Raw genomic sequence first — 26,293 nt, 5'->3', positions numbered from 1 at the left:
CCCCTGGGCTTGGCGACCCCGGAATGATTTTCCGGGTTGTTGGCCCGGTTGTGCCACAACCTGTGTCAATGATCGAGCACAACCTGTTGACCGCTTGTCGTTCCTGCGCTGGCAACGGCTGGAAGTACGTCACTCGGCGGGTGGCGCTGAGATCAGTGGCGTCTTCGGGTAGGTCGTCGCGGTCGTTGGCGCGGCGGTCGTGTCTGGACTGCTCGGGTTCTGGCCGGGTGTCGGTCTCGTGAGCTGGGCGTCGGGGTGGGTGCCGGCGCTTGGCCGCACGGTTGACGTGCGGCCGTCTGAATGCCCGCCTGCCTCGGCGCCCCTCCAACCCTCGGAAGGGGTGGCGGGCTGATGCCGACATCGAGCGGCGTCCTGGTGCCGAGGCCGGGTGACGTGTTGTTGCTGGATGGGCGGGCGTCGGTGCAGTTTGCCGGTGATCGGGCGTTGGTGTTGCGGGTGATTCAGGTGTCGGAGCGTGCGACGTATCACGGGTGGTGCTGGTTGACCGGGTACGCGATCGACCGTGGCGGGGCGGCGGTTGGTCGCCGGGAGGTCTTCGTGCAGCTTGCCGGGCTCCGTCCCGTCCCGCTCAGTCCACGGCGTTCCGCCGGCCGGGCCGCGTCGGCGAGGGGGCGCGGTGTTTGACGTATACGTGCAGCTCGGCGAGGTGATCCGGATCGATGCCGTTGACCGGTTCCGGTCGACCGATGGCCCGATCACGCTGTGGGTGACCGGCGTGCGCATGGTGACGAATCGGCCGGAGCAGCATGAGTGGGTCTGGCTGGAGGGCGTGAAGATCGCGCATGACGGCCGCTCCGCGGACCGGGCAAGGATCCTGGTTCGTGCGTCGCTGCTGTCCGTCCGCTGTCTGCCGCCCGGGGAGGGGCAGTGAGCGTTTACCTGTCCGCCGCTGCTCGGGACGAGCTGCGGGCGGCTCAGGCTCGGCTCGACCAGCACACGCCGTCCAGCGTCGATGAGACCTGTCTTGCTTGTGGTGAGGCGGGGCGGTGTGCGGTGCGGCGGGCGGCGTTGCGGGCCTTCGGGCGGTACGGCTGTCTGCCTCGGCGGTGGCCCGGAGCGTCCCGCCCAGACCTGATCAACGCTCCGTCGTCGTGGTCGGGATGGCTGTCGCCTCCCGGTGATTCGCCGTCGGCCGGCTGACCTTGGCTTGTGTCGTCATGCTGGCAGGCTTTACGCTCCTGTCCTGACATTCTGTGATCATTGATGGTGGGGTGCCCACGATGGCGTACGAGATTCCTACGCCGAAGTACCTGCGGGTGTTGAACACGCTGCGGGAGCGGATCGAGAACGACACCTACCCGCCGGGGGCGGCGCTGCCGTCAGAGAGCCAACTCTGTGCCGAGTTCAAGGTGTCCCGACCGACAGTGCTCAAGGCTCTCGGGATCTTGAAGCAGGACGGGTGGATCGAGTCGCAACAGGGCAAGGGCAGCTTCGTGCGCGGCCGTCCGCCGTCGGGTCGCACGTCGCCGGAGTACGCCCGGGACGCGGTCGAGCTGGATGAGACCGGCGAGGTAGAGATTCTGCATGTCGGCCCGGTGCTCGCCTCGGCCCGGATCGCCGCCGAGCTGGCCATTCCGGAGGGAACCCCGGTCTACGAGCGGCGACGGCGGACCGTATCGCCGTCCGGGCCGGTGGACCTGGTCGCCACGTTCGTGCCGGTCGACATCGCGGTGGGTACCGGTGTCATCAAGCCAGAGCCGATCCCCGGTGGACTGCTGGAGCACGTCAGCCAGGCCAAGGGTCTGCGGGCGGACTACGCCACGGAACGGATGACCGCCCGTCGGGTGAGCCCAGACGAGGCGAAGGCCCTGGACGTGCCGGAGGATGAGCCGGTTCTCAGCGTCGTGCTGACCGTGCACCAGGCGTCCGGGGATCCGATCCTGACCTCGGTGCTTGTCATGCCGGGAAGCCGGCACGAGATCGAGGACACCTACCCGCTGTCTTGACAGGACGTATTACTCGGCGAAGGTTTCTCGATTTTTCCTTGCTTGTATTTACAGGCTGACGTAACTTGGTAGCTCAACCGGATGTCATGGTGTCGTCTGGTGAGCTAGGAGGCTACGCAGTGGTTCCGATGAGCCTGAAGGTCCCCGTTCCGTTCGACTACGTCTTCCCGGCCGGAGCGTTGTGCCTCGGCGTCGCGCCCCAGGTCGACTTTGACCGGCGCGGCCAGGGCGACGACCAGGCCCGGGACAAGGAGACCGGGGAACGGGTCTGGGTCGTGCGGGTTCTCGATCTGGACCCCGAGGCGGGCAAGTTCGGCCGATCGACCGAGGTCAAGGTGAAGGTCGTAGCGGCGCAGCAGCCGGTCCCGCCAGCGTCGACCGTGCCGGGCTACCCGCCGGCGATCCAGTTCGAGGGCTTGACCCTCACCCCGTACGTCGATTCTCAGCGGTGCAAGGCATCCGGGCAGTGCAAGGCCCGGATGGCGTACTCCCTGCGCGCTACCGAGATGGTCCCGGCCGTCGGCCTCGCCGCCGCTGCCTGAGCCGGAAGCACCGCACGCGGGGCGGGCCGTTCGTCCGCCAAGATTCCCGGCCCGCCCCGCGTCCCAACCCATCCCTCAACTCGAAGGAGGGCCTTGTGCCCACCGTAGTTCCCCCTGCCCAAAACCTGTCCACACCCGTTGACGAGGCACCAGCGAACGAAGGGCTGTCCTCGTTCTGCGCCGACCTGTCCGCGCTGCTGCGGGCCATGCCGGGCCTGTCCACCACCCCAGCGGAGCGGGCGGATTGGTTCGACCGTAAGGCCAGCCTGCTGGAGCGAGTGGCCGCCGAGGATCCGGGCTGCAACCCGGACGAGGTCCGCGAACTGGCCCGGACCGCTCGCGTCAAGGCAAACGAGTTCAGGCGGGAGTGTTCCTGATGGCCGGCTTTCGTCTTCCCGGCCTGCGGCATCTGCTCTGGGACCTGCTGGCGGTCGCACGGCGGGCGTTGGGGTTGCCGCCGGCTCTCCTGCTGGTCGACGCGATCCGCTGTCCGCGCTGCGGTCGGTGGGTGAAGCCGCGCCGGTTCGACCTGCTGCGGATGTGCTGCCGGACGTGTCGGTCCACGCTGGCCCGGCCGCGTCGTGTCCGGGGTGCTGTGGTGACCTCCCGCCGGATCACCACGCAGGGCGGTGACCGGTCATGCCGCTGATCAACGTCATCCCGGGGGAGAAGATCCCCGTTGCCCCGATGAACGTACGTTTACCGGCCTGGCGCGTACCCGGCTGGCTGCTGGTGTTCTGGTGGCTGGCCCGGGGCCTGGTCCGTCTGACAGTCGTGGCGGTCCGGTACTGGTGGCTGACCGGCCCGGCGATCGCTGCGCTGTGGGTGCATGCCCGGTACGGCCGGCTGGTCCTGGCCGGTGTGCTCCTGGCCGTCGCCGCCGCCTGTGCCGCCTGGTGGCGGTGCCACCCCCGATCGTGGCTGCGGTTCGGCTGGTACCCGGCGGTGGCTCGCTGGCGGCGGCTCTGGGTCTACCGGCGTGGTTGGGCCTCGACCACGGCCACCTGCGGTCTCGCGACTGCGTTTGCCGGGGATCGGTACGTGCCGCAACTGCTCAAGGTGCGGTGTGACCGGTACGTCGATGAGGTCACCGTCCGGATGCTGCCCGGTCAGCTACCGGACGACTGGGCGCGGACGGCGCAACGCCTGGCGTACGCCTTCCGGCTCCGCGACGGCCAAGCCCGAACCGCGAAGCGGCCTGATCGGGTCGTCCTGCGGTTCCTACGCCGTGACCCCCTCGCCGCCACCGTGGCGCCGCTGCCTGTGCCCGACGTGCCGGACTTCACGGCCCTGCCCCTAGGCGTACGCGAGGACGGAAACGCCTATCGGCTGCGACTGGCCGGCTCGCATGTGTTGGTGGCGGGGGCGACGAACTCCGGCAAGGGGTCGGTGCTGTGGTCGCTGGTCGCCTCTCTGGCCGGTGGGGTCCGGTCGGGGCTGGTCGAGCTGTGGGTGTTCGACCCCAAGGGCGGCATGGAACTGGCGGCCGGGCTGCCGCTGTTCGCCCGGTTCGCGTACGACGACCCGGACAGCATGGCCGGCGTCCTGGAAGAAGCCGTGAAACGCATGCGGCAACGCGCGGCCCGGCTCCGTGGTGTCGCACGCCAGCACACCCCGACCCCGGACGACCCGCTGATCGTCCTCGTCGTCGACGAGCTGGCCTCGCTGACGGCGTACATCTCCGACCGGAAAGTCAAGGAACGCATCAAGGACGCACTCTCCCTCCTACTCAGCCAGGGCCGGGCCGTCGGGGTCCACGTCGTCGCGGCGTTGCAGGACCCGCGCAAGGAAGTCCTACCGTTCCGGGACCTGTTCCCGACCCGGATCGGGCTACGGCTGACCGAACCCGAGCAATGCGACCTGGTCCTCGGCGACGGCGCCCGTGACCGGGGCGCGGTGTGTGACCAGATCCCCGAATCCGCAGCCGGTGTCGGTTATGTCGCCCTAGACGGGGTCCGGGAACCGGTCCGGGTCCGGTTCTCCTACCTCACCGACACCGACATCCGCGACCTCGGCCGCACCTACCGGCGGCTCTGCGACGGCGACCAGCAACCGGAGGCGTCGGCATGACCAGCGACAAGACTCGTAGTGAACGGGTGGAGGGTGTGGTCCTGGTCGCCATCCTCCTCGTAGTCGGCGGCCTGGCCGGTGCGGCGTCGTTCACCCACGTCCACGACTGGACCATGGCGAACTCGCCGGCCGGTACCGGGGACTGGTTCGGCTGGGCCAATGCCGCAATCTCCGAACTCATTCCCCTCGCCGCCCTGCTGACCATCCGCCGCCGACGGCGCACGGGCGGACCGATCGGCTACCCGATGTTCCTCCTCGTCGCCGCCGTCACCCTGTCCCTCTCAGCGCAACTCGCCGTGGCGAAACCGGGACTGTCGGGGTGGCTACTGTCCGCCGTTCCCGCTCTGGCATTCCTCGGCCTGTCCAAACTCGTCCTCACCACCAAACCCACCCCGACCCCGTCCCCGATCGGCGTCCCGGACTCGGCTTCACTAACGGTTGAGGACGAGCCACGTCCCCGGCCCGTCCCCGCCCAGGTCAACGACCAGGACCAGCAGGACGGGACCGGCGACGCACAGGACGAGAACACCGATCGTCAGGACGGCGGGGACGAGCGGCAAGACGAGGACCAGGCGTCGGGCCTCGACCTGGTTGAACTCGCCCGGCAGCATGCCGCCGAGCATCGCGCCGCGACCGGCCGACCGATCACCCGTGACGAACTCCGGGCCGCTCTACGGGTCGCCAACGGGACGGCGTCCGACCTCCTCCGGCTGATCCGCGAACCCGACCGGCCCGCACTCGTCCCCGTCCCCGCAACCGCGTTCGTAGCCCGCAACGGCACCCACCGACCCGTGAGCCCCGAGGTGAACCGTTGACCGTGACGCAACTCCAACTCGTTCCACCTGTTACCGCCGGCCCGGCCGACAGGACCGGGGAGCCTCGGCCGGGGTCCCGGGCCGACCGGATGCGCAAGCCCTTGGCAAAGGACGCGCTGCGGCAACTCGCCGAACAGCACAGCGTCTGCGTCCGCCCTCTCGCCCTACGCCGCACCGACACCGAAACCGGCGTCACCGAGGTCGTCGAGGTGCCCTGCGGCGCCACCCTCGCCGCGAAGTGCAAGCCCTGCGCCGAGCGCGGGCGGCGGTTGCGGATCCAGCAGATCCGGGAGGGCTGGCACCTCGCCGACGAACCCGCCATCCGCCCTGAACACCCGAGCGAGGACGTCCTCGCTCTGGTCCGAGTGCGGGCACACATGGAGTTCGAACGGGAAGCACTCCAGTACCAGCCCATGCACCCCGACGAACGGGCCGCCCAACTGGCCGACCTCGACCAGGGCATCACCGAACTGGATGAGGCGCTGGCGCAGACAGACCTGCGCGGGCACCTCACGCCCCGGGAGCGGACCGACCGGCCCCGACGGAAGCGGTCCACGAAGCGACGGCAGGACTCACCCGACCTGCCCCGGCTGCCCGTCGACCCGCGCACGGTCGGCCGTGCCTATGCCGGCCGGGACGGCAAGACCTACCGCCCCTCGATGCTCATCACACTCACCTTGGGTTCGCATGGGCCGGTCCACTCCCACCTGAGGCGCGGCGCCTACATCGCCCCGTGTGAGTGCGGGCAGCGACACGGCCCACACGATGATCTGCTCGGTACCCCGGTCGACCCGGCCGGCTACGACTACCGGCGGGCCGCCCTCGACTCGATCCACTTCGCCCGGGTTCTCGATCGCTGGTGGCAGAACGTCCGCCGCGCCGCCGGCTGGAACGTCCAGTACGCCGGAGCCGTCGAACTCCAACGCCGACTCGCCCCACACGCGCACTTCGCCATCCGGGGCACTCTGCCTCGACGCCTGCTGAAGCAGATCGCCGCTGCCACCTACCACCAAGTGTGGTGGCCAGCGTTCGACGAACCGCGCTACACCGTCGACAAGCCGCCCGTCTGGGACGTTGAACAACAGGCGTACGTCGACCCGAAGACGCGTGAGCGGCTGACCCCGTGGTCGCACGCCCTGGACGAGCTGGAGGAACCTGACGCCCGACCCGCGTACGTCGCCCGGCTCGGCCACATCGACGCCCGAGGCATCGAGCAGGGCACCCGCGACGCCGAGCGGTCGATCCGGTACGTGACGAAGTACGTCACCAAAGACCTGACCGACCAGGCCCGACCACGCTCCGAGGCGCAGAAGGCGCACTTCGACCGGCTCCACGCCGAACTCTCCGTCCTGCCCTGCTCGCCCACCTGCGCCAACTGGCTCGTGTACGGCGTTCAACCCGACGGGGTCAAGCCAGGCTTGACCCCCGGCCGCTGCACCGGAAAAGTCCACCAACGCTCAACCCTCGGCTTCACCGGCCGCCGCGTCCTCGTCTCGCGGCAATGGTCCGGCAAGACGCTGGCCGACCACCGCGCGGACAACCGGGCCTGGATCCGAGCCATCCTCGCTGGCGGCATGGCCGACACCGACCCCACCGACCAGGAGCACGGCCAGGGCGACGGGCACGGCGAGGACCAGGCGGCCGGCGACAACCCGCAGCGGTACCGGTTTGAACTCGCCCGACCCGAAGACCCCGACGTCCTGCCGCTCGAACACCGCATCCTGCGCGCCGTCTCGGCCCGGATTCGCTGGCGAACAGATCTCGACGCGGCCCGGCAACGCGCGGCCCACGGTCTTTCGGCAACTGCACAGACTCTCGCCCCTGCTGCCTGACCCGAGAAGGAGGAACCGGATGGATGACGAGCTGTTGACCGCCGATGAGGTCGCCGCTCGCCTCCGAGCAACACCGCGCTTCGTACGCCGGCTGGTCGCCGAGCGGCGGATCGCGTTCGTCAAGGTCGGTCGGCTGGTGCGCTTCGAGCCGTCGGCCGTCACCGCGTACATCGAGAGCAACCGGGTCGTCCCGATGACCCGGACGCAACTACGGCGCTACCTGGGGGAGGTCGCCTGATGGCAGGCAGCAAGAACGGCCGGCGGCGTTTCGGCAACGTCCGGAAGCGGGCCTCGGGCCGGTTCCAGGCGCGGTACATCGGTCCCGACGGGATCGAGCGGACCGCGCCGCACACGTTCGCCACCGAGCGGGAGGCCAGCCGGTGGCTGACGCTGATCGAGTCGGAAATCATCAAGGGCGACTGGGCGGCCCCCGAGGCGGGTGAGGTCCAGCTCGGCCCGTACGGACAGAAGTGGATCGCCGAACGCAAGCTCCAGCCCCGTACCCGGGAGAACTACGAAGACCTGTTCCGGCTGCACATCCGGCCACATCTCGGCAGCCTCGCCCTGGGCGCGATCAAGCCGCAGACGATCCGGACCTGGCGCAAACACCTGCTCGACGGTGGCACGTCCGAGCCGCAGGCGGTCAAGGCGTACTCGCTGCTGCGGGCGATTCTCAACACCGCCGTCAAGGAGGACGAGATCATCCGGCAGAACCCGTGCCGGATCACGGGCTATGACCGCTATCACACTCCGGAGCGTCCGGTGGCGACCGTCGCCCAGGTGCTCGCGCTCGCGGAGCAGATGCCGGCCCGGTTCTCCGCGCTAATCGTCGTCGCCGCGTTCTCCGGGCTCCGCTGGGGCGAACTGGCGGCGCTGCGGCGCTCCGATGTCGACCTCACCGCCGGCACGGTCCGCGTCCCACGCAAACTGGCGGCGCTGCGCAACCGGATGGAGTTCGGCGCTCCCAAGTCGGAGGCCAGCAACCGGACCGTCACGCTCCCGGCGGCGGCCCGCTCCGCGCTCGCCGCGCACCTGCGCGACTACGTCGGGGAGGGGCCGGACGCGATCGTCTTCACCGGCGAGAAGGGAGCCGTCCTGCGGACCGGGAACTTCCGTCGTGCGGTCGACTGGACGGCGGCCCTGCGGGCGGCAGGCATGCCGGCAGGCTTCCACTTCCACGATCTCCGGCACACCGGGAACAACCTGGCAGCGGCGACCGGCGCCAGCACCCGCGACCTGATGCACCGGATGGGCCACGCCAGCATGCGAGCCGCGCTCATCTACCAACACGCGAACAGCGAACGGGACCGCGAGATCGCGGCCGGCATGGATCGCCGGATCGCCAAGGCTCAACCCAAGCCGAAGAAGACGGCCCGCACGCGCCGCAAGGGCACCGACCCGGACGACGGGCCAGCCGGCGTACCGGCCCGGACCGGCTAATGGCCCGTGAATGGCCCGCAAGATCGATTAGAGCCGGAAACAGAACGGCCCAGGCTCGGCGGGATTGCCGCTGACCTGGGCCGGAAGGACTGGAGCGGGCGACGGGAATCGAACCCGCACCGTCAGTTTGGAAGACTGAAGCTCTGCCATTGAGCTACGCCCGCGCTCGTCCCGACCGTCCGGGACACCGACGGCTAGCCTAGCGGGTCGTCCCGCCGGTCGGATACCGGTATCCCCCGGGACGCTGCGTGTCCGACACCCTCAGGCTCCAAGCGCAGCACCCCGGTACGCCATCACGGCGCTTCCAAAAAATCTCCGGCGGCGATGTCGAGAACCCGGGGCCGGCTCCGTCCCTGCCGCGAACGCGACGAGAATGGTCGCACCAGCACCGAGGAGAAACACCATGGCCAAGTACCTGCTGCTCAAGCACTACCGTGGCGCTCCGGCCGCCGTGAACGACGTGCCGATGGACCGGTGGACGCCGGAGGAGATCTCGGCGCACATGCAGTACATGAACGACTTCGCGGCCCGGCTCGAGAAGACCGGGGAGTTCGTCGACGGTCAGGCGCTCGCCCCGGAGGGGACCTTCGTCCGGTACGACGGTGAGGGGCGCCCGCCGGTCACCGACGGCCCGTTCGCCGAGACGAAGGATCTCATCGCCGGCTGGATGGTGATCGACGTCGACAGCTACGAGCGCGCCGTCGAACTGGCCGGGGAGCTGTCGGCGGCTCCCGGGGCGGGCGGGAAGCCGATCCACGAGTGGCTCGAGCTGCGCCCGTTCCTGACCGAGCCGCCCACGATCACGGAGTGACCTCTGAAGGGAGGGACGAAGGGAGAGACCCCTGAAGGGAGGGACCTCTGACGATGGATGAGGCCCTGCTCCGGAGCCTCACGCCGAGTGTGCTCGGGATCCTCGTCCGCCGCGGAGCCGACTTCGCGGCGGCCGAGGATGCCGTGCAGGACGCCCTGGTCGAGGCGGTCCGGGTCTGGCCGGCGGACCCGCCGCACGACCCGAAGGGCTGGCTGATCACGGTGGCGTGGCGCCGGTTCCTCGACGCGACCCGGGCCGACGCCGCTCGGCGCCGGCGTGAGGAACTCGTCGACGAGGAGCCGGCGCCCGGCCCCGCCCCCGGGGTGGACGACACGCTCCAGCTCTATTTCCTCTGCGCCCATCCGTCGTTGACGCCGTCGTCGGCGGTCGCGCTCACCCTGCGCGCCGTCGGCGGGCTGACCACCCGGCAGATCGCCCAGGCGTACCTGGTGCCGGAGGCGACGATGGCGCAGCGGATCAGCCGGGCCAAGCGGGCCGTCTCCGGCGTACGGTTCGACCGGCCCGGCGATGTCGCCACCGTGCTGCGCGTCCTCTACCTGGTCTTCAACGAGGGCTATTCCGGCGACGTCGACCTCGCCGCCGAGGCGATCCGGCTGACCCGGCAGCTCGCGGCGGTGATCGACCACCCGGAGGTGGCGGGGCTGCTCGCCCTCATGCTGCTGCACCACGCCCGGCGCGCCACCCGGACCGCGCCGGACGGCAGCCTGGTGCCGCTCGCCGAGCAGGAGCGCGGCCGGTGGGACACCCGGTTGATCGCCGAGGGCATCGAGATCCTGCAGGCGGCTCTCGCCCGCGACCGGCTCGGCGAGTTCCAGGCCCAGGCCGCCGTCGCGGCGCTGCACGCCGACGCGCCCAGAGCCGAGGAGACCGACTGGGTGCAGATCGTCGAGTGGTACGACGAACTCACCCGGCTGACCGACAACCCGGTCGTCCGGCTCAACCGTGCCGTCGCCGTCGGCGAGGCCGACGGGGCGCGCGCCGGGCTGGCGGCACTCGCGGCGCTGGACGAGTCGCTCCCCCGCCACGCGGCGGTGGCGGCATACCTGCACGAGCGCGACGGCGACCTGGCGACGGCGGCACGGCTCTACGCCGAGGCGGCCCGGAAGGCGCCCAACCTCGCCGAACGCGACCACCTGACCCGCCAGGCCGCCCGGCTCAACACCCGCCGCCCTTCGCAGGGGAGTGATAATGGGCGACGAACAGCGGCGTCGATCGATGAGGGCGACGCTGTCAGCGGAAGCAGCCGGGCCCGGCCCGGGTCAGGCGGTGGGAGGAGCGGATGATCGAGGCGCCACCGCCGCCCCGGGTGCACCGGCCGGTGATGCACCAGGAGTGGAACCAGCTCAGCTTCGTCCACTGGCGCTACCCGGCGGAGACCGTCCAGGCGCTGCTTCCGGACGGGCTGGAGGTGGAGACGTACGACGGATCCGCCTGGATCGGGCTGGTTCCCTTCCTCATGCAGGGCGTACGGCCGCCGGTGCTGCCCGCCGCGCCGTGGCTCTCCGCCTTTCCGGAGACGAACGTCCGGACGTACGTCCGCGACCGGCGCGGTCGCAGCGGGATCTGGTTCTTCTCGTTGGACGCCGCGCGCCTGCCGGCCGTGCTGACCGCCCGGTCCAGCTACGCGCTGCCGTACTTCTGGTCCCGGATGCGGGTGGAGGTCGACGGCGACCGGATCAGCTACCGCAGCCGGCGTCGCTGGCCGGGGCCGCGGGGTGCGCGCGCCGATGTCGAGGTCCGGCTCGGTCCACTGCTGACCGAAAGCGAGGCGGACCCGTTGGCGCATTTCCTGACCGCCCGGTACCGGCTCTTCTCGGTGATCGCGGGACGGCTCGTCGCCGCCGAGGCCGAACACCCACCGTGGCCCCTGCACCGGCTCGACCTGCTCCGGCTGGAGGAGAACCTGCTCACGGCCGCCGGCCTGCCGGCGCCCCGAGGCGAGCCGCTCGGCCACGCCTCGCCCGGCGTCCGGGTACGGATCGGAATGTGGCACCCGTGACAACGGGAAGCGGGGCATAGCGCGCTACGACCGCCCGGGTCCCGTTTGGACCTGACCGGCGCCCGGGTAGCAGTGGGCATGGCTCGCAACCTTCTGAGAGCGCTGCTCTACGCCTGGGATCAGCCGGCATTCAGGGCCGGCCTACAGCACCTGATCGACCTCGACGAGGTCACCACCCTGCTGGCCGCGCTGGCCGTCGACGACCATGACGAAGAGGTCGAGTTGCGGGCGATGCAGCTCGTACGCTCCGCCCTCGACACGGCCGAGATCCGGCACGCCGTGCTGCTGCTGATCGAGGACGACGACATCCGGCGCAGCCTGGCGGCCAGCATCGCGGAGAGCGTTCCTGACCGTCCCGGGCTGGCCGGTGCCATCCGTTCCGCGCTGGAGGACCCGGCGGTCCGGGCCGAATTCAGCGCCGCACTCGAGTCCGGCACGCTCCGCGCGGTGGTCTGGAAGGTCGCCGAGAACCAGCTCCGCGACCGTCGTTGGGCGCTGGTCGGACAGGTGACGATCCTGTTCGTACGGCACCGGCACGCCCGCCGCCTGGCGTGGGCGCTCAGGCGCCACGGCCTGGTACGGGAACTCCGGCACAGGCCGTCGGCCGGTAGCGTGGATCGGGGCGGAGCCTGAGCCTCCTCAGTTGTCCGACACCCACTCAGTCGTTGCCTGATCCCGGCCTGGCCATCCGGGCGTGCATCTCGGCCTTGGCGGCCTCGGGCGCGAGCTTTGAGGCCCCGGCCATCACCCGGTTCTTCACCGAGCCGGCGACGACGTGGTCCCTGCCCTTCATCATGGCCTCGAATCCGTGCCGGGCGACGTCGGCCGGGTCGTCCTTCTCGCTGGTCCCGAGTTTGGTGTCCTGCATCCCGGCCCGTTCGAAAAACTCGGTGTCGGTCGCCCCGGGCAGCAGCGCCGTCACGGTGACACCGGAATCCTTGAGTTCGTTCTGCAACGCCTCGGAGAAGGAGAGCAGGAACGCCTTGGAGGCGGCGTAGGCGGCATCGAACGGACCCGGCTGAGTGGCGGCGATCGACGAGGTGAAGAGGATCCGCCCGTCCCCGCGCGCGACCATGTGCTGCACGCCGCGCTTGGCCAGGTGTACGGAGGACCGCACGTTGAGGTCGACGAGTTTCAGCTCGTCCGCCAGGCTCGTGCGGGCGAACTCGCCGCCGACGCCGACCCCCGCGTTGATCGCCAGCGCGTCGACGCTCCGGCCACCGGTGGTGGCCTGTTGCCACAGCCGTTCCACACCCTCGTACTCGGCCAGGTCGGCCTGGACCGGCTCGACGGTCGCGCCCAGCTCCTCGAAGTCCCGGGCGGCCCGGGAGATACGGTCGTTCTCGGCCACCACCACCAGGTCGAAGCCGTGCTCGGCGAATTGTCTGGCGAGTTCGTATCCGATGCCGCTGGACGCCCCGGTGACGACGGCGAGCGGTCTTCCGGTGGGATCGGCCATGACTGTTGCCCCCTTTTTCAGGTGGATGTCGCGATGCCGCGATGTCTACGATGCCCGCGGCATCCGCCCGCAAACCGACGCCACGGTGGCGCGGGCGGTCTCAGGGTGCGAGGACGACCTTTATGCAGCCGTCCTGCTTCTGCTGGAACATCTCGTACGCCTCGGCGGCCTCCGCCAGCGGCACCCGGTGGGTACGCAGATCCAGTACGCCGAGTGGGTCGTCGTCACCGGAGAGCAGTGGCATGATCTCGTCGATCCAACGCCGTACGTGGCACTGCCCCATCCGCAGCTGGATGCCCCGGTCGAACATCTCCATCATCGGCATCGGGTCGACCTCGCCGCCGTAGACGCCGGAGATCGAGACGGTGCCGCCCCGGCGTACCGACTTCACGGCGGCGTGCAGCACACTGAGCCGGTCCACGCCGAACCGGTCCGTCATCGTCCGCGCGACCGCGTCCGGCAGGAGCCCGACCGAGGTCTGTGCCAGCTTGCCGGGGCCGGAGCCGTGCGCCTCCATCCCGACGGCGTCGATGACCGCGTCCGGCCCCCGCCCGTCGACCAGGTCGAGCAGCGCACCCGGTACGTCGTCCAGGTCGGTCACGTCGACCACCTCGACCCCGTGCCGCCGGGCCATCTCCAGCCGCTCCGGTACCAGGTCCAGGCCGATCACCCGGCCCGCACCGAGATGCCGCCCGATCCGGGCACAGAGCTGGCCGACCGGGCCGAGCCCGAAGACGGCGAGGGTGCCGCCGGGCGGAGTGTCGGCCCAGCGGACCGCCTGCCACGCGGTCGGCAGGATGTCGGAGAGGTACAGGTACCGCTCGTCCGGGCCGCTCTCCGGCACCGTGATCGGCCCGAACTGCGCGTGCGGGACCCGGAGGTACTCGGCCTGTCCACCGGGGACCGACCCGTAGAGCGACGTGTAGCCGAAGAGGGCCGCGCCCTTGCCCTCGGCGCGTGTCTGGGTCGTCTCGCACTGGGCGTAGAGCTGCCGGTCACACATCCAGCAGGATCCGCAGGAGATGTTGAACGGGACCACCACCCGGTCACCGGGTCGCAGTCGGGTCACCTCCGGACCGACCTCCTCGACGACCCCCATCGGCTCGTGCCCGAGGATGTCGCCGGGCTTCAGGTACGGCCCCAGTACCTCGTAGAGGTGCAGGTCCGAGCCGCAGATGGCGGTGGAGGTGATCCGGACGACGGCGTCCGTCGGTTCCTCGATCCGCGGGTCGGGCACCTCCGTCACCCGCACGTCCCGCCTGCCCTGCCACGTCAGTGCCTTCATCGGTCGCTTCCTCCCATGGCCGTCCCCCCGCCGGGACTGCTACCCAGCCGGTTCCGGCTAAACCTGTCGATGGGCTGAATCCGTCGACGACGATGAACATGGGCAGGAGTGAATGCCGAACTCGGGGGTATGGGGTCGACATCCTCTCCGATCCCCAGAAAGGCGTGATCCCATGACGACCGCCCGAGAAATCATGACGCCCGATACCGCCTGCATCGGGGAAGACGACGACATGCTGACGGCCGCCCGCCGGATGGCGGAGCTGGGTGTCGGCTCGATGCCCATCTGCGGCAACGACAACCGACTCAAGGGCATGCTCACGGACCGCGACATCGTCGTCAAGGTCCTCGCCGACGGGCGCGACCCGTCCGGCGTCACCGCGGGCGAACTCGCCCAGGGCAAGCCGGTGACCATCGGCGCCGACGACGACGCCGAGGAGATCCTGCGTACGATGGGCAGCCACCAGGTGCGGCGGCTACCGGTCATCGACGGCCATCAGCTGATCGGGATCGTCGCCGTCGCCGATGTCGCCCGGGCCCTGCCCGACCGTCCGGTGGGCGACCTGGTCGACGCCATCTCGCAGAGCTGATCCCCGCCCTCGGTGGCGGCGTGCTGCCGGGGAAGCCCGTCGGCCGGCCGCGACTGCGGCGTACGACGAGTCGAGGCGCCCACCATCCCGACCCGACGGCGGGCGCCTCGACGGCGGGCGGCATACCGGCTCGCGTCGCGGAGCGCTGTCGCTACTCGGCACGACGCGGTTCGGTTCGTGGGCGGCGGGGTAGGAGCCCTCCGAGACCACGTGAAAGATCGAGTCCAGGAGCTGAACTGTGCCTACCCTCCGCGCCCTCGTCCTCTGCTGCACCCTCAAGCCCTCCCCCGCGCCCTCCAGCGCGGAACTGCTCGGCCGGGAGGTCCTCGCCGCCCTCGCCGACCACGACGTGCAGGGCGATGTGGTCCGGGTGGCGGACCACGACGTGAAGTTCGGCGTCTCCACCGACGAGGGCGACGGCGACGAGTGGCCGGCGATCCGGGCCAAGCTGATGGAGGCGCAGATCCTGGTCGTGGCGACGCCGATCTGGCTCGGTCAGCCGTCGAGCGTCTGCAAGATGGTGCTGGAACGCCTCGACGCCGAACTCTCCGAGACCGACGAGCAGGGGCGGCTGCGCACGTACGGCAAGGTGGGGGCGGTCGCCGTGGTCGGCAACGAGGACGGTGCGCACCACGTCACCGCCGAGGTGTTGCAGGCCCTCAACGACGTCGGGTTCTCGGTCGCCGCCTCCGCCTCCACCTACTGGGTCGGCGAGGCCATGGGGGGTGTCGACTACCGGGATGCCGGGCCCCAGCCGGAGACCACCGGCAAGGCGACGAAGAACCTGGCCACGAACGCCGCACACCTGGCGCACCTGCTGGCGGCCCAGCCCTATCCCGCGAGCTGAGCCGGGCGGGGTCTGTGGGCGGTGCAGATGCGGCTACGGCGTTCTGACCTCGGTGCTCCCGGCTACGGCCGGCGCCGCCGGGGACGCGGGGTGAGCTTCGTCGATCGCGACGGCCGCCCGATCGCCGATCCGGAGGAGAAGCGCCGGCTGCGCGACCTGGTGATCCCGCCGGCCTGGCGTGACGTGTGGATCTCGCCCGATCCGCGCGGCCACATCCAGGCGACCGGCATCGACGGGGCCGGGCGCAAGCAGTACCTCTATCACCCCGTGTGGCGGGTCCGGCGGGACCGGGAGAAGTTCGCGCACGTGCTGGACGTCGCCGGGCACCTCGGTGCCCTGCGCAAGCGCGTCGCCGGCGACCTGGGTGAGCGGGGACTGACCCGGCAGCGGGTACTGGCCGTCGTCGTCCGCCTGCTCGACCTCGGCATGTTTCGGGTCGGTGGCGACCAGTACGCGGCCGGCGACGAGCCGACGTTCGGCGCCACCACGCTGCGTCCCGAGCACGCTCGGGGCGCCGCCGGCTGCGTGGTGCTGGAGTTCCCGGCCAAGGGCGGGGTGCGGCAGCGGCGGCGGATCACCGATCCGGACGCCTGCCGGGTGCTGCGGGACCTGCGACGGCGGCGGCGCGGTCGGGACCGCCTCTTCGGCTACTGGCAGGGCAGGCGCTGGCACGACGTACGGGCGGAGGACGTCAACGACTATCTGCGGGAGGCCAGCGGCACGGAGATGACGGCGAAGGACTTCCGTACCTGGCACGCGACCGTCTTCGCCGCCGCCAGGCTGGCCGTCGCCGGACCGCGGGAGTCGGAGGCGAAGCGGCGGCGGGTGGTGGCCGGGGTGATGCGTGAGGTGGCGGAGTTGCTCGGCAACACCCCGGCGGTCGCCCGTGCCTCGTACGTCGACCCGCGCCTGCTCGACCGCTACCGGGACGGCCAGCTCGCCGACCGCTTCGCCGAGGTCCCGGGCGCCACCGGCCCAGGCAGCACGGACCCCGGCACCACCGGCACGGGCAGCACGGACCCCGGCACCACCGGCACGGGCAGCACGGGTGGTGACGGTGGCGGCGAGGTCGTGCCGGCCGGCGAGGCCGCCGAGCGTGCCGTGCTCGACCTGCTCGGCGGCTGACGGACCGGTGCGGTGGGATGCGCCGGGCGACGACGAGATCCGCTCCTACCTCGGCGCCGTCGACGCCGCCTCGGACCGCACCGGCCGGGCCGCGCGCACCCGCCGGGGCGGGGCGGTTACCGGCCGGCGCGCAGCATCGCGGCCCGGTCCCAGGCGCGGTGCAGTCCGAGGGCGGCGATCAGGTCGGCCGTGAAGGCGTCGGTGACGCCCTCGGCGAGCAGCATGCCGGGTAGCGCGGCGTCGATGCCGGCGTCCGCGAGCACCCGGGCACCGTCGCCCCATGCGCCGATCGGCTTGCAGTGCCGCAGCGCCTCCTGGAGCAGTACGGTCAGCCGTGGGTCGGTCAGGCCGGCCGTGCCGGCGGCGACCAGGACGGCGTCGTACTCGATCGACCGGGTGGTCAGCAGCGTTCGGTCGACCGGCAGGTCGCCTCGGGTGCCGCGCAGTTCGCCGCCGACCGGCGCGACGACCCGGAGCACCGCCTTCTCGGCGGCCAGAGCCGTGCGCAGCGCGTCGATCCCGGCGAGGTCGGCCTGGTCGGTGGCGACGACGCCGACCACCCGCCCGTCGATCGGACCGGGCGTGCTGACCACCTGGCTCAGTGCCGGCGACGGGGTGACCTCGGCGGTCGGTGCCGCGTCGGGCGCCGGCAGGCCGAGGCCGGCGGCGACCCTGGCGCAGAGGTCGCCGTCGATCCGTGCCAGCACCGCGAGCTGCCGCTCCCGGATGGCCGGCTCGTGGCACTTGCCGAGCTCGAAGGTGTACGCCTCGACGATGTGATCCTGCTCGACCGGCGTCATGCTGCGCCAGAACATGGTGGCGTGCGAGTAGTGGTCGCCGAACGACGCCGGGTTCTGGCGTACCTTCGGGCCGTTGACCTCGGTCGGCACCGTGACGTAGCCGCTGCCGTCGGGGTCGGTCCGCGGGCCGCCGCCGTCGAGGCTGTTCGGTTGGTACGGCGCGATGCCGGTGTGCACGAACATCTGGTGCATGCCGTCGCGGAGGTTGTCGTTCACCGGCACGTGCGGGCTGTTGACCGGCAGTTGCGGAAAGTTCGGGCCGCCGAGCCGGGTCAGCTGGGTGTCGAGGTAGGAGAAGAGCCGGCCGGCGATCAGCGGGTCGTTGGTGACCTGGATGCCGGGCACCAGGTTGCCGACGTGGAACGCGACCTGCTCGGTCTCGGCGAAGAAGTTGGTGGGGTTGCGGTCGAGGGTCAGCCGGCCGACGCGCTGCACCGGGGCGAGTTCCTCGGGCACGAGCTTGGTCGGGTCGAGCAGGTCGATGCCCTCGAAGGTCTCGTCGGGCCGGTCCGGCAGCAGTTGCAGGCCGAGTTCGTACTCGAAGAACGCTCCCGCCTCGATGCTCTCCGCCATGTCACGGCGGTGGAAGTCCGGGTCGGCGCCCTGGGCGAGTTGCGCCTCCTCCCAGACCATCGAGTGCACGCCGGCGAGCGGCTTCCAGTGGAACTTCGCCAGCGTGGTCCTGCCCTCGGCGTCGACCAGCCGGAAGGTGTGGATGCCGAAGCCCTCCATGGTGCGGTACGAGCGCGGGATGCCCCGGCCCGACATCACCCAGATGACCTGCATCGTCGCCTCGGTGTGCAGCGAGACGAAGTCCCAGAACGTGTCGTGCGCGGTCTGGGCCTGCGGGATCTCCCGGTCGGGGTGGGGCTTGCCGGCGTGGATCAGGTCGGGGAACTTGACCCCGTCCTGGATGAAGAAGATCGGCGCGTTGTTGCCGACCAGGTCGAAGTTGCCTTCCGGTGTGTAGAACTTGACCGCGAACCCGCGTACGTCCCGGACGGTGTCGGCCGAGCCGCGGGAGCCGAGGACGGTGGAGAAGCGTACGAAGACCGGGGTCTCCAGGTCCTTCTCGGCGAGGAACCGGGCCTTCGTCACCGGGGCGGCGTTGCCGTAGGCCCGGAAGACGCCGTGTGCCGCCGCACCGCGCGCGTGCACCACCCGCTCGGGGATCCGCTCGTGGTCGAAGTGGGTGATCTTCTCGCGGAGGTGGAAGTCCTCCAGCAGCGCCGGGCCCCGGTCGCCGGCCTTGAGCGAGTGGTCGGTGTCCGACAGCCGCAGCCCCTGGGCGGTGGTGAGGAACTCGCCACCCTGGGCCCGGGGGTCGGGCGCGGTCCGGTCCGGGGAGGGCGGCCGGCTGCGGACCGGGTCGGGTGCGCCCTGGTCACGTCGGCGTTCCGGTGGCATCGTGGATAGCTCCTGTTCCGGTGAGATCGTGTAGCTCTTCACGATAGGTACATTGTCTCCCCTTTTCCGGCATTAGCGGCCTTCACGCCTCCCCGACCCGGCCATGTTCCGCCGCTACCGGCCGTGCCCCTGCTCCCCGGGCCAATATCCGCCACCTGCTCCGGCGACGAAGGCCGAACCGGCAGAGTCGGCGGTGGAAGAGGCGGTGCCCGGAGTGAACGAACCGGGGACGACCACGGGGGCGGACGGCGATGGCGGGTGTGCGGCGGCGTGGTGCCGACGGTGCCGGTCCGCGCCGCGCGGCCCCTGGATGGCTCGACCGGCATGCCAGCCGGATCCTGGGCGGGCCGGGCCGGCCACGGGTCGTGCTGCTGCTCGCCGCCGTGCTCGCGCTCAACACCGCCGACACCGGGGCCGTGGGCGCGGCGGCCACCCAGCTCGAAGCCGAGCTGGGGATCAGCCACGCCCAGCTGGGCCTGCTGGCCACGGCATCCTCCGGGGTGGGTGCCATCGCGGCAATCCCGATGGGCGTACTGGCCGACCGCGTGCACCGGGTACGCCTGCTCACCGCCACCGTCGCCGCCTGGGGCGTCGCCATGATCGCCAGCGGCCTCTCCCCCGACTACCGGTGGCTGCTCGCCTCCCGCCTGCTGCTCGGCGCCGCCGTCGCCGCCTCGGGTCCGGTGGTCGTCTCGCTGACCGGCGACTTCATCCCGCCCGCCGATCGGGCCGCCGTGCTGGGTTGGATCCTCACCGGTGAGATCGCGGGTGCCGGGCTCGGGCTGTTGGCCGGCGGCGAACTCGCCGCAAGCTTCTCCTGGCGGTATGCCTTCTTCCTGCTGGCCGCCGTCAGCCTGGCGCTGGCCGTGGCACTGGCCCGCCACCTGCCCGAGCCGGCCAGGGGTGGCGCCGGCTGGCTCCCGAGCAACCGGAGCCGCTCGGGCGACCCGGAGGCCCGCAGCCGATCATGCGGCGCGGACGACCGGCACGGGATCGAGAGCAGAACCGGGACCGGCGGAGCCGGTGGCGACGATGCGCGGGAGATCGTGGCCACCCGGGGGGTCGAGCCGGCACCGGAACGGATCCTGCGTGCGGGTGTGCCCGAGCTGTCGCTGCCGCGCGCCATGCTCTACCTGCTGCGGATCCCCACCAACCTGCGGCTGATCGTCGCCTCCGCGATCGGCTACTTCTTCTTCGCCGGGCTGCGCACCTTCGCGGTCGTCTTCGCCACCCAGCACTTCGGCGTCGGTGGCGGCATGCTGGGACTCCTGGTGGTCGTCATCGGCGCCGCCGCGCTGGCCGGGGCGGTCCTCGGCGGCCGGTTCACCGACCGTCTCCTGCACCGGGGCCGCACGGACGCCCGCGTTCTGGTCCCCGCCGCCGGCTACAGCCTCGCGGCGCTCCTGCTGCTGCCGGGCTTCCTCGTCAGCTCGGTGGGCCTGGCGCTGCCGGCCATCGCGCTCGGCACGGCGGCGCTCGCCGCCGCCAACCCGCCGCTGGACGCGGCCCGGCTCGACATCGTGCCGGCCAGGACGTGGGGACGCGCCGAAAGCCTGCGCAGCGTGCTGCGCCTGGCCGCCGAGGCCGTCGCCCCGGCGACCTTCGGGCTGGTCGCCGACGCCCTGGGCGGCGGGGCGGGCGGGCGCGCCAGCGGGCTCCGCGACGCCTTCCTCATCATGCTCCTCCCGCTCCTGGCGAACGGGCTGATCCTGCTGCTGGCCCGGAGCACCTATCCGGTGGACGTCGCCACGGCCAGCGCCTCGGACCGCGCACTCCGGCGCTGACCCGACCGGCCCCCGGCCCACCCGAGTCGGCACAAACCGCCAAGGCGTGTTTTGGCGGCGGAAACCTGGGCACCCGCAACCGTATCGGTGGGCGCGGGTGAGGAGGGTCGTGGACGGATTCCAGCCGATCGCGGCGCTGCTGGCCGTCATGGCCGCGACGCTCGCCGCCGGATGGGCGCTGGCCCGCGCCGTTGCCCTCACCGCCGAGCCGCTCCCGAGCCCACCGGTCACCGGCGGGACACCGTCGCGCGAGCATGCGATGAGCCGGTTCCACGCGCGCTGGTACACGGTGACCATGCTCTTCCTCGCCTTCGACATGGAGATGGTCTTCATGTATCCGTGGACGCGGGTCATCTCCGCCGTCGGGGCCAGCTCGGTCATCGAGATGTTCGTCTTCCTCGGCGTCCTGCTGGCCGGCGTGACGTACGCCTGGCGGGAGGGTGCGCTGCGGTGGAGCTGAGCGCCCTGCTGCTGCGGCTCGCCGCGGCACGCCCCCGGGTCTTCCTGGCCCCGCTGCCCGGGGCGACCCCGATCCGCATCGCAGCCGAGCGGGAGTTGCGGGAGCGCGGCTGGCCGTCGGTCGACGGCCCGGCACAGGCGGACATCCTGCTGGTCGCCGGGGACGCCGCCGAACTCGAGGCCACGGTGCGGGACACCTGGGCGACGCTGCCGGTCCCCCGGGCCCTGGCCCGGGCGACGACCCCGCAGCTGGCCGAGATCCTCGACGCGGCCCGCCGGAGCCTGGGCGCCCCTGCGGCGCAGCGCCGGCAGCTCGCGGAGCAGGCCGAGCGACGGGAGATGGCGCACGGCGGGGCGTCGATGGCCGAGCGGGGGCCGGACCGGGACGGACTGGAGCTGGACCGGCTGCACCTGGCGCTGGGTCCGCTGCTCGCGGACTGGCCGGCCGGGCTGACCCTGCACGTCGTGCTCCAGGGCGACGTGATCCAGCAGGTCGAGGTCGGAATCGCCACCGGCGACGGTCCGCGCCACGGTTCCTGGTGGACCGAACCGTGGCGGCGGGTCGCGGCCGGCGAGCCGGTGACCGTCGCCGAGGCGGCCCGCCGGAGGGCCGCCGCCCACCTGGACAGCCTCGCCCGGCTGCTCGGAGTGGCCGGCTGGCCGGACGCCGCCACCACCGCCCGGCTGCTCCGGGACCGGACCCTCGCCGGGGCCTCCGCCGACGGGCTGCGGGGGCCGGTGCACCGGTTCGTCCGCCGGGTCGGCGGATCCCGGACCCTGCGCTGGTCCACCCGGGGTCTCGGCCGACTACCGGCGGCGGGTGCCGACGCGTCTCCACCCGTCGTTGCCGGGGACGTCGTGGACCGGTATGGCCGATGGCTCTCCCGCCTCGTCGACGACCTCGACCGGCTCGACGCGGCCGGTCCGCTCGATCCCGGAGAGGTCGAGCCGGCGCGCGGCCCCTGGGACCCCGACGCGCCGCCGCCCTCGGCCACGCTCGTCGGGCTGCTGCCCGAGCTGCTGACCGGCGCCGAGATCGCCACCGCCCGGCTGATCGTGGCGAGTCTCGACCCGGATCTCGACGAGGTCGTGCCGGCCGGCGATCGGAGTGGGCATGGTTAGCGCCGCGCCGCTCTGGTCGGTGCTGCTGGTGCCGGTGGTCCTGGCCGGACTCGCCCTGGTGGCGGTCGCCGGGGACGGGCTGCTGGCCGCCCGCGTCGCCGGCCGGCGGCCCGGTCTCCGGGAGGCGCTGCTGCCGCTGGCCGGGATACCCCGGGCGCTGGTCGGCCAGCGCCGGACGCCGCCACACGCCGACCAGCTGCTGTACCGGGCCGGTGTGCTGGTGCTGCCGGTGGCCGCCGTGCTTGCGCTTGCGGTCGTGCCGCTCGGTGACCACGTCGTGGCCGACCTCGACGTCGGGGTGCTCTGGTTCAACGCGATGGAGGTGCTGGCCTGGGCGGCGCTCTGGCTGCTCGGCTGGGCGCCGAACGCGCCGTTCACCCTGGTCGGCGGCTACCGTTTCGTCGCGCAGGGGCTGGCGTACGAGCTGCCGCTGATGTTCGCGCTGGTCTCCGTGGCAAGCGGCGCGGAGTCGCTGCGGATCGGTGACGTGGTCGCCGCCCAGCAGGGCCTGTGGTTCGTGGTCTGGATGCCGGTCGCCTTCGTGGTCTACCTGGCCAGTGTGCTGGCCTTCAGTTTCCTCGGCCCGTTCGACCATCCGGCCGGCCGGGACATCGGCGGCGGGGTGCTGGCCGAGACCGCCGGGCTGGCCGGCCTGCTGCTGCGGGTCGGGCGGTGGCTGCTGCTCTGCGCCGGGGCTGCCATGGCGGTCCCGCTCTTCCTCGGCGGCGGAGCCGGCCCACTGCTGCCGGGCTGGGTCTGGTCGCTGGTGAAGGCGGTCGCGGTCCTGGCGGTCCTGGTCAACCTGCGGCGGAGGTTGCCGACCATCCGGGCCGACCGGTACGTCGAGCTGGCCTGGGTGGTGCTGATCCCGGCGACGATCGCGCAGGCGCTGGTTGCCGCGCTCGTCGCGCTCGACGCGGGGAGGTTGCCGTGACTCCGCTGCTGACCTGGGCAGTGGCCGTCGTCCTGGCCGTGCTCGCGGCCGTCGCGGGGGTGCTGGTGTTCCGGCTCGGCTCGATGGCCCGGGTGACGTACGCGCTGCTGGCCGTCTTCCTCCTGGTCGGCGCCGAACTCGTGCTCCTCGGCCTGCACTACCTGGGTGTGGTGGTCGTGCTGATGATGACCATCGAGATGGTGATCATGGCAGTATTCATGATCGCCTACATGATGGACCCCGCCGGGCTGATGCCGATGGGCATGTCGATGGCGCACAACCGGCGTACCGCACTGGTGGTCAGCGTCGGCGCCTTCGTGCTGCTCGCCACCGGAGTGGTCGTGGTCGACTGGCCGGCACCCCGGGCCGCGCCGCCGGCCGACCCGACCTTCCAGGTGGGCGAGTCCCTGATGCGCGGGCAGATGTTGACCATGGTCACGCTCGGCTTCGTGCTCTTCGCCACCATGGTCGCCGCGACCGTACTGGCCGCCCGGCGCGGCCGCTACGACCGGTTCGGTGACGACCTGGACCGCCGGGAGCCGGAGGACCCGGTCCGGGGTGGGGTGGGGCGCTGATGCTCGAACTCTTCCTGATCCTGGCCGCCGCCCTCTTCTGCACCGGCCTCTACGGCGTGCTCTCCCAGCGCCCGATCGTCATGATCATGATGGGGCTGGAGCTGATGCTGGCCGGCGTCATCGTGGCCGCCGCCGCCTTCTGGCGCTACCTCTCCCCCGCCGGCTCCGGCCAGGTCATCGTCGTCGTGGTGCTGGTCGCGATGGCGGTGGAGATGGCGATGGGCTTCGCCATCGTCACCGCCGGCTTCCGCAGCGCACAGGTCGGCACCACCGAGGAGGCCGGGGAGCTGCGCGGATGAGCGGGCCGACCGGAGTACGCCGATGAGCTGGCTGGCGTGGAGCCTGATCGCCGTGCCGCTGGCCGCCGGGGCCACCCTGGCGCTGGTCGGCCGGCGCACCGACCGGATCGCCGCCCCGGCCGCCGTGACGGTCTCGATCGTCACCCTCGGGCTGGCCGGTGCCGTTGCCGTGCTGCGACCGGCCGCGTCCGCACCGCTCTTCGCCGGCATCGAGGCCGCCGTACGGGTCGACGGCCTCTCCGCGGTCATGGTGCTGACGGTCGCGGCGGTGACGGCCGCGGTGCTGCTCTTCGCCACCGCCGACCCGGAACTGAGCGGCGGCCACCGGGCCGAGCCTGCGGACGCTCACGACCGCAGCGACGCCCACGAACCCAGCGACGGCCAGGAACGCAGCGACGCCCACGAACGCAGCGACGCCCACGAACGCCGGTCGGGCGACACCGCCGCCTTCCGGCCGGAGGCGGGCCGCAGCCGGTTCTTCGGGCTGATGCTGCTCTTCGCCGGGGCGATGCTGACCACTGTCACCGCCACGACCCTGCCGCTGCTGCTGATGGCCTGGGAGGTGATGGGGGCGGCGAGCTGGGCGCTGATCGGATTCTGGTGGCGCGAGCGGCCGAGGGTCCGCGCGGCCCGTACGGCGTTCCTCACCACCCGGGCCGCCGACCTCGGCCTCTACCTCGCGGCCGGCGCGGCCATGGCCGGCGGGGTGCTGTCGCTGCGCCTGGACGCGCTGCCGGCGGCCACCGGCGGCTGGCTGTCGGTGCTGACCGCCGGGGTGCTGCTGGCCGCACTCGGCAAGTCGGCGCAACTGCCCTTCTCGTTCTGGCTCTCCCGGGCGATGGCGGGGCCGAGCCCGGTCTCCGCGCTGCTGCACTCGGGAACCATGGTGGCGGCCGGCGCCTACCTGTTGCTGCGGCTGCACCCGCTGCTCGCCGCATCCGGCTGGGGCGCCCCGACGGCGGCCTGGATCGGGGCCACCACCGCGCTGCTGATGGGCCTGGTGGCGGTCGCACAGACCGACGTCAAGCAGCTCCTTGCCGCCTCCACCAGCGCGCAGGTCGGGTTCATGGTGCTCGCCGCCGGCACTGGCGGCCTCGTCGGCGGCGTCGCGCACTGGGTGGCGCACGCGGCCACCAAGAGCCTGCTCTTCCTCACCGCCGGAGTGTGGCTCGCGGTCCTCGGCACCGAGCGCCTCGCCGAGCTGCGCGGCGCAGCCCGCCGGCTGCCGCTGGTCGGTGCGGCGTTCGCGGCCGGCGCGGCGACCCTGGCCGGGCTGCCCCCGCTGGCCCTCTGGGTGACCAAGGACCGGATACTGGCCACCGCCTTCGCCGAACAACCGGCCCTGTACGCCGTCGGGCTCGCCGCCGGCCTCGTCGCCACCGGCTACGGCGTCAAACTGGCCTGGTATCTGTTCCGTCCCGACCCGGCCGGGGGCGGGGCGGACAGGGGCGTCCCGGACGGGGCCGGGGCGCGCAGCGGCATTCTCGTGCCGCTGGGTGTGCTCGGCGTCGCGGCGGTGGGGCTCGGCGCGCTTGCGCTGCCCGGTCCCTGGCGGGCGCTGCGGGAGATGCTCGGTGTCACCGCCGCGCCCTCCGCGCCCGGTTGGCAGGTCGCCGCCTCGATCACCGTGGCCCTGGTCGGAGCCGCCCTGGCCTGGTGGCGCATGCCCGCCGCCCGGCTTCGGTCGCTCGGGGCGGCCCGCTGGCCGCAGCGGTGGCTCGGGCTGGAGGCGGTCGCGTACCGGTGGCTGGCGGGTCGGGCGCTGCTGCTCGCCCGCGCCCTGTCCCGCTTCGACGACCGGCTCCTCGATCCTGCGGTCTCCGGCCTGGGCCGCACCGGGCCCCGGCTGGCCCGGACGGTCGCCCGGCACGCCGAGGCCCGGCTCGACCTGGCGGTACGGGGCATGGCGCGGGCCGGGCTGCGGGTGGCCCGGAGCGCCGGCCGCACCGACGACGGACTGCTGGACGGGCTCGTACGCGGTCTCGTCGCCGCCGCCCGCCGGCTCGGTGCACTCGCCCGCCGCCCGCAGACCGGTCTGGCGCACCAGCACTACGCCCAGTTCACCGTGGCGCTCGCCGTCCTGATCCTGTTCCTGCTCTTCGTGGGGTGAC

General features: G+C 72.1%; 25 protein-coding genes, 1 tRNA gene and 2 pseudogenes. 24 read left to right on the top strand and 4 right to left on the bottom strand.

Annotated elements, in window-relative coordinates:
• The first annotated feature begins 637 nt into the window (after positions 1-637).
• The 10 genes from ACN28C_RS12595 to ACN28C_RS12550 all read left to right on the top strand — a co-directional run bounded on the left by ACN28C_RS12595 (position 638) and on the right by ACN28C_RS12550 (position 8,666).
• Positions 638-892, top strand: a complete 255-nt coding sequence (locus tag ACN28C_RS12595) for a hypothetical protein (RefSeq protein WP_422773659.1) — start codon at positions 638-640, stop codon at positions 890-892.
• 349 nt (positions 893-1,241) lie between these two features.
• Positions 1,242-1,967: a GntR family transcriptional regulator gene (locus ACN28C_RS12590; RefSeq protein WP_422773658.1), complete on the top strand. Its 726-nt coding sequence runs from the start codon at positions 1,242-1,244 to the stop codon at positions 1,965-1,967.
• A 128-nt stretch (positions 1,968-2,095) separates the two neighbouring features.
• The gene (locus ACN28C_RS12585) at positions 2,096-2,509 is read left to right on the top strand and encodes a hypothetical protein (protein WP_422773657.1); all 414 of its coding nucleotides are present in this window, start codon (positions 2,096-2,098) and stop codon (positions 2,507-2,509) included.
• 95 nt (positions 2,510-2,604) lie between these two features.
• A complete protein-coding gene (locus tag ACN28C_RS12580) occupies positions 2,605-2,886 on the top strand; it encodes a hypothetical protein (RefSeq protein ID WP_422773656.1) in 282 nt (93 codons plus the stop codon).
• Positions 2,886-3,158 (top strand): hypothetical protein, encoded by a 273-nt coding sequence (locus ACN28C_RS12575; RefSeq protein WP_422773655.1) that lies wholly within the window; start codon positions 2,886-2,888, stop codon positions 3,156-3,158. The genes ACN28C_RS12580 and ACN28C_RS12575 overlap by 1 nt, the downstream gene beginning before the upstream one ends.
• Positions 3,149-4,579, top strand: a complete 1,431-nt coding sequence (locus ACN28C_RS12570) for an FtsK/SpoIIIE domain-containing protein (protein ID WP_422773654.1) — start codon at positions 3,149-3,151, stop codon at positions 4,577-4,579. Before ACN28C_RS12575 ends, ACN28C_RS12570 begins: the two co-directional genes overlap by 10 nt.
• A complete protein-coding gene (locus ACN28C_RS12565; RefSeq protein ID WP_422773653.1) occupies positions 4,576-5,394 on the top strand; it encodes a DUF2637 domain-containing protein in 819 nt (272 codons plus the stop codon). The genes ACN28C_RS12570 and ACN28C_RS12565 overlap by 4 nt, the downstream gene beginning before the upstream one ends.
• An 89-nt stretch (positions 5,395-5,483) precedes the next feature.
• Complete coding sequence (locus ACN28C_RS12560; RefSeq protein WP_422773652.1) at positions 5,484-7,226, top strand: replication initiator; 1,743 nt, start codon at positions 5,484-5,486, stop codon at positions 7,224-7,226.
• Between the two features lie 19 nt (positions 7,227-7,245).
• On the top strand, positions 7,246-7,464 hold the full coding sequence (locus tag ACN28C_RS12555) for a helix-turn-helix domain-containing protein (protein WP_422773651.1): 219 nt from the start codon (positions 7,246-7,248) through the stop codon (positions 7,462-7,464).
• Complete coding sequence (locus ACN28C_RS12550) at positions 7,464-8,666, top strand: tyrosine-type recombinase/integrase (RefSeq protein WP_422773650.1); 1,203 nt, start codon at positions 7,464-7,466, stop codon at positions 8,664-8,666. The genes ACN28C_RS12555 and ACN28C_RS12550 overlap by 1 nt, the downstream gene beginning before the upstream one ends.
• A 90-nt stretch (positions 8,667-8,756) precedes the next feature.
• Here ACN28C_RS12550 and ACN28C_RS12545 read toward each other — a convergent pair.
• A tRNA-Gly gene (locus tag ACN28C_RS12545) sits at positions 8,757-8,830 on the bottom strand.
• Positions 8,831-9,069: 239 nt separating this feature from the next.
• On the opposite strand from ACN28C_RS12545, the gene ACN28C_RS12540 reads away from it, so the two are divergent.
• The 4 genes and pseudogenes from ACN28C_RS12540 to ACN28C_RS12525 all read left to right on the top strand — a co-directional run bounded on the left by ACN28C_RS12540 (position 9,070) and on the right by ACN28C_RS12525 (position 12,130).
• Complete coding sequence (locus ACN28C_RS12540; protein ID WP_421494754.1) at positions 9,070-9,477, top strand: YciI family protein; 408 nt, start codon at positions 9,070-9,072, stop codon at positions 9,475-9,477.
• A 53-nt stretch (positions 9,478-9,530) separates the two neighbouring features.
• Positions 9,531-10,667, top strand: a pseudogene (locus tag ACN28C_RS12535) (RNA polymerase sigma factor); the annotation flags it as partial.
• A 110-nt stretch (positions 10,668-10,777) separates the two neighbouring features.
• Positions 10,778-11,497: a YqjF family protein gene (locus tag ACN28C_RS12530; RefSeq protein ID WP_422773649.1), complete on the top strand. Its 720-nt coding sequence runs from the start codon at positions 10,778-10,780 to the stop codon at positions 11,495-11,497.
• A gap of 78 nt (positions 11,498-11,575) precedes the next feature.
• The gene (locus tag ACN28C_RS12525; protein ID WP_422773648.1) at positions 11,576-12,130 is read left to right on the top strand and encodes a hypothetical protein; all 555 of its coding nucleotides are present in this window, start codon (positions 11,576-11,578) and stop codon (positions 12,128-12,130) included.
• A 25-nt stretch (positions 12,131-12,155) separates the two neighbouring features.
• Here ACN28C_RS12525 and ACN28C_RS12520 read toward each other — a convergent pair whose 3' ends face one another.
• Both ACN28C_RS12520 and ACN28C_RS12515 read right to left on the bottom strand, forming a co-directional pair.
• Positions 12,156-12,956 carry an SDR family NAD(P)-dependent oxidoreductase gene (locus tag ACN28C_RS12520; RefSeq protein ID WP_422773647.1) on the bottom strand — a complete coding sequence of 267 codons (801 nt, stop codon included), beginning with the start codon at positions 12,954-12,956 and terminating at the stop codon, positions 12,156-12,158.
• Positions 12,957-13,056: 100 nt separating this feature from the next.
• Positions 13,057-14,241 carry a zinc-dependent alcohol dehydrogenase gene (locus ACN28C_RS12515; protein WP_422773646.1) on the bottom strand — a complete coding sequence of 395 codons (1,185 nt, stop codon included), beginning with the start codon at positions 14,239-14,241 and terminating at the stop codon, positions 13,057-13,059.
• Between the two features lie 172 nt (positions 14,242-14,413).
• Here ACN28C_RS12515 and ACN28C_RS12510 point away from each other — a divergent pair, with 172 nt between their 5' ends.
• From ACN28C_RS12510 to ACN28C_RS12500, 3 genes and pseudogenes are all read left to right on the top strand, one after another.
• Positions 14,414-14,830, top strand: coding sequence for a CBS domain-containing protein (locus tag ACN28C_RS12510; protein WP_422773645.1), 417 nt, complete (start codon positions 14,414-14,416; stop codon positions 14,828-14,830).
• Between the two features lie 238 nt (positions 14,831-15,068).
• Complete coding sequence (locus ACN28C_RS12505; protein WP_422773644.1) at positions 15,069-15,677, top strand: flavodoxin family protein; 609 nt, start codon at positions 15,069-15,071, stop codon at positions 15,675-15,677.
• A gap of 27 nt (positions 15,678-15,704) precedes the next feature.
• Positions 15,705-16,619 (top strand): annotated as a pseudogene (locus tag ACN28C_RS12500) (DNA topoisomerase IB); the annotation flags it as partial.
• Between the two features lie 299 nt (positions 16,620-16,918).
• Here the strand turns inward: ACN28C_RS12500 and ACN28C_RS12495 are convergent.
• Complete coding sequence (locus tag ACN28C_RS12495; protein WP_422774639.1) at positions 16,919-19,009, bottom strand: catalase; 2,091 nt, start codon at positions 19,007-19,009, stop codon at positions 16,919-16,921.
• Positions 19,010-19,260: 251 nt separating this feature from the next.
• Between ACN28C_RS12495 and ACN28C_RS12490 the strand changes: the two genes are divergently transcribed.
• The 7 genes from ACN28C_RS12490 (at position 19,261) to ACN28C_RS12460 (ending at position 26,292) form a co-directional block, all read left to right on the top strand.
• Positions 19,261-20,793 carry an MFS transporter gene (locus tag ACN28C_RS12490; protein WP_422773643.1) on the top strand — a complete coding sequence of 511 codons (1,533 nt, stop codon included), beginning with the start codon at positions 19,261-19,263 and terminating at the stop codon, positions 20,791-20,793.
• 109 nt (positions 20,794-20,902) lie between these two features.
• On the top strand, positions 20,903-21,253 hold the full coding sequence (locus ACN28C_RS12485) for an NADH-quinone oxidoreductase subunit A (protein WP_422773642.1): 351 nt from the start codon (positions 20,903-20,905) through the stop codon (positions 21,251-21,253).
• Positions 21,244-22,374 carry a hypothetical protein gene (locus ACN28C_RS12480; protein ID WP_422773641.1) on the top strand — a complete coding sequence of 377 codons (1,131 nt, stop codon included), beginning with the start codon at positions 21,244-21,246 and terminating at the stop codon, positions 22,372-22,374. Before ACN28C_RS12485 ends, ACN28C_RS12480 begins: the two co-directional genes overlap by 10 nt.
• Positions 22,367-23,308, top strand: coding sequence for an NADH-quinone oxidoreductase subunit H (locus ACN28C_RS12475; protein ID WP_422773640.1), 942 nt, complete (start codon positions 22,367-22,369; stop codon positions 23,306-23,308). The genes ACN28C_RS12480 and ACN28C_RS12475 overlap by 8 nt, the downstream gene beginning before the upstream one ends.
• Entirely contained in the window at positions 23,305-23,883 is a 579-nt protein-coding gene (locus tag ACN28C_RS12470; protein ID WP_422773639.1) for an NADH-quinone oxidoreductase subunit J, read from the top strand. The genes ACN28C_RS12475 and ACN28C_RS12470 overlap by 4 nt, the downstream gene beginning before the upstream one ends.
• Entirely contained in the window at positions 23,880-24,182 is a 303-nt protein-coding gene (gene nuoK, locus ACN28C_RS12465; RefSeq protein ID WP_421497422.1) for an NADH-quinone oxidoreductase subunit NuoK, read from the top strand. The genes ACN28C_RS12470 and nuoK overlap by 4 nt, the downstream gene beginning before the upstream one ends.
• Positions 24,183-24,204: 22 nt before the next feature.
• Positions 24,205-26,292, top strand: coding sequence for an NADH-quinone oxidoreductase subunit L (locus ACN28C_RS12460; RefSeq protein WP_422773638.1), 2,088 nt, complete (start codon positions 24,205-24,207; stop codon positions 26,290-26,292).
• The last annotated feature ends 1 nt before the right edge of the window (position 26,293 follow it).

This window comes from Plantactinospora sp. WMMC1484 (genome assembly GCF_049315195.1).
Classification (GTDB): Bacteria; Actinomycetota; Actinomycetes; order Mycobacteriales; family Micromonosporaceae; genus Plantactinospora.
Note: the sequence above shows the minus strand (reverse complement) of the source record. Positions and strands in the feature narration are given on the sequence as shown.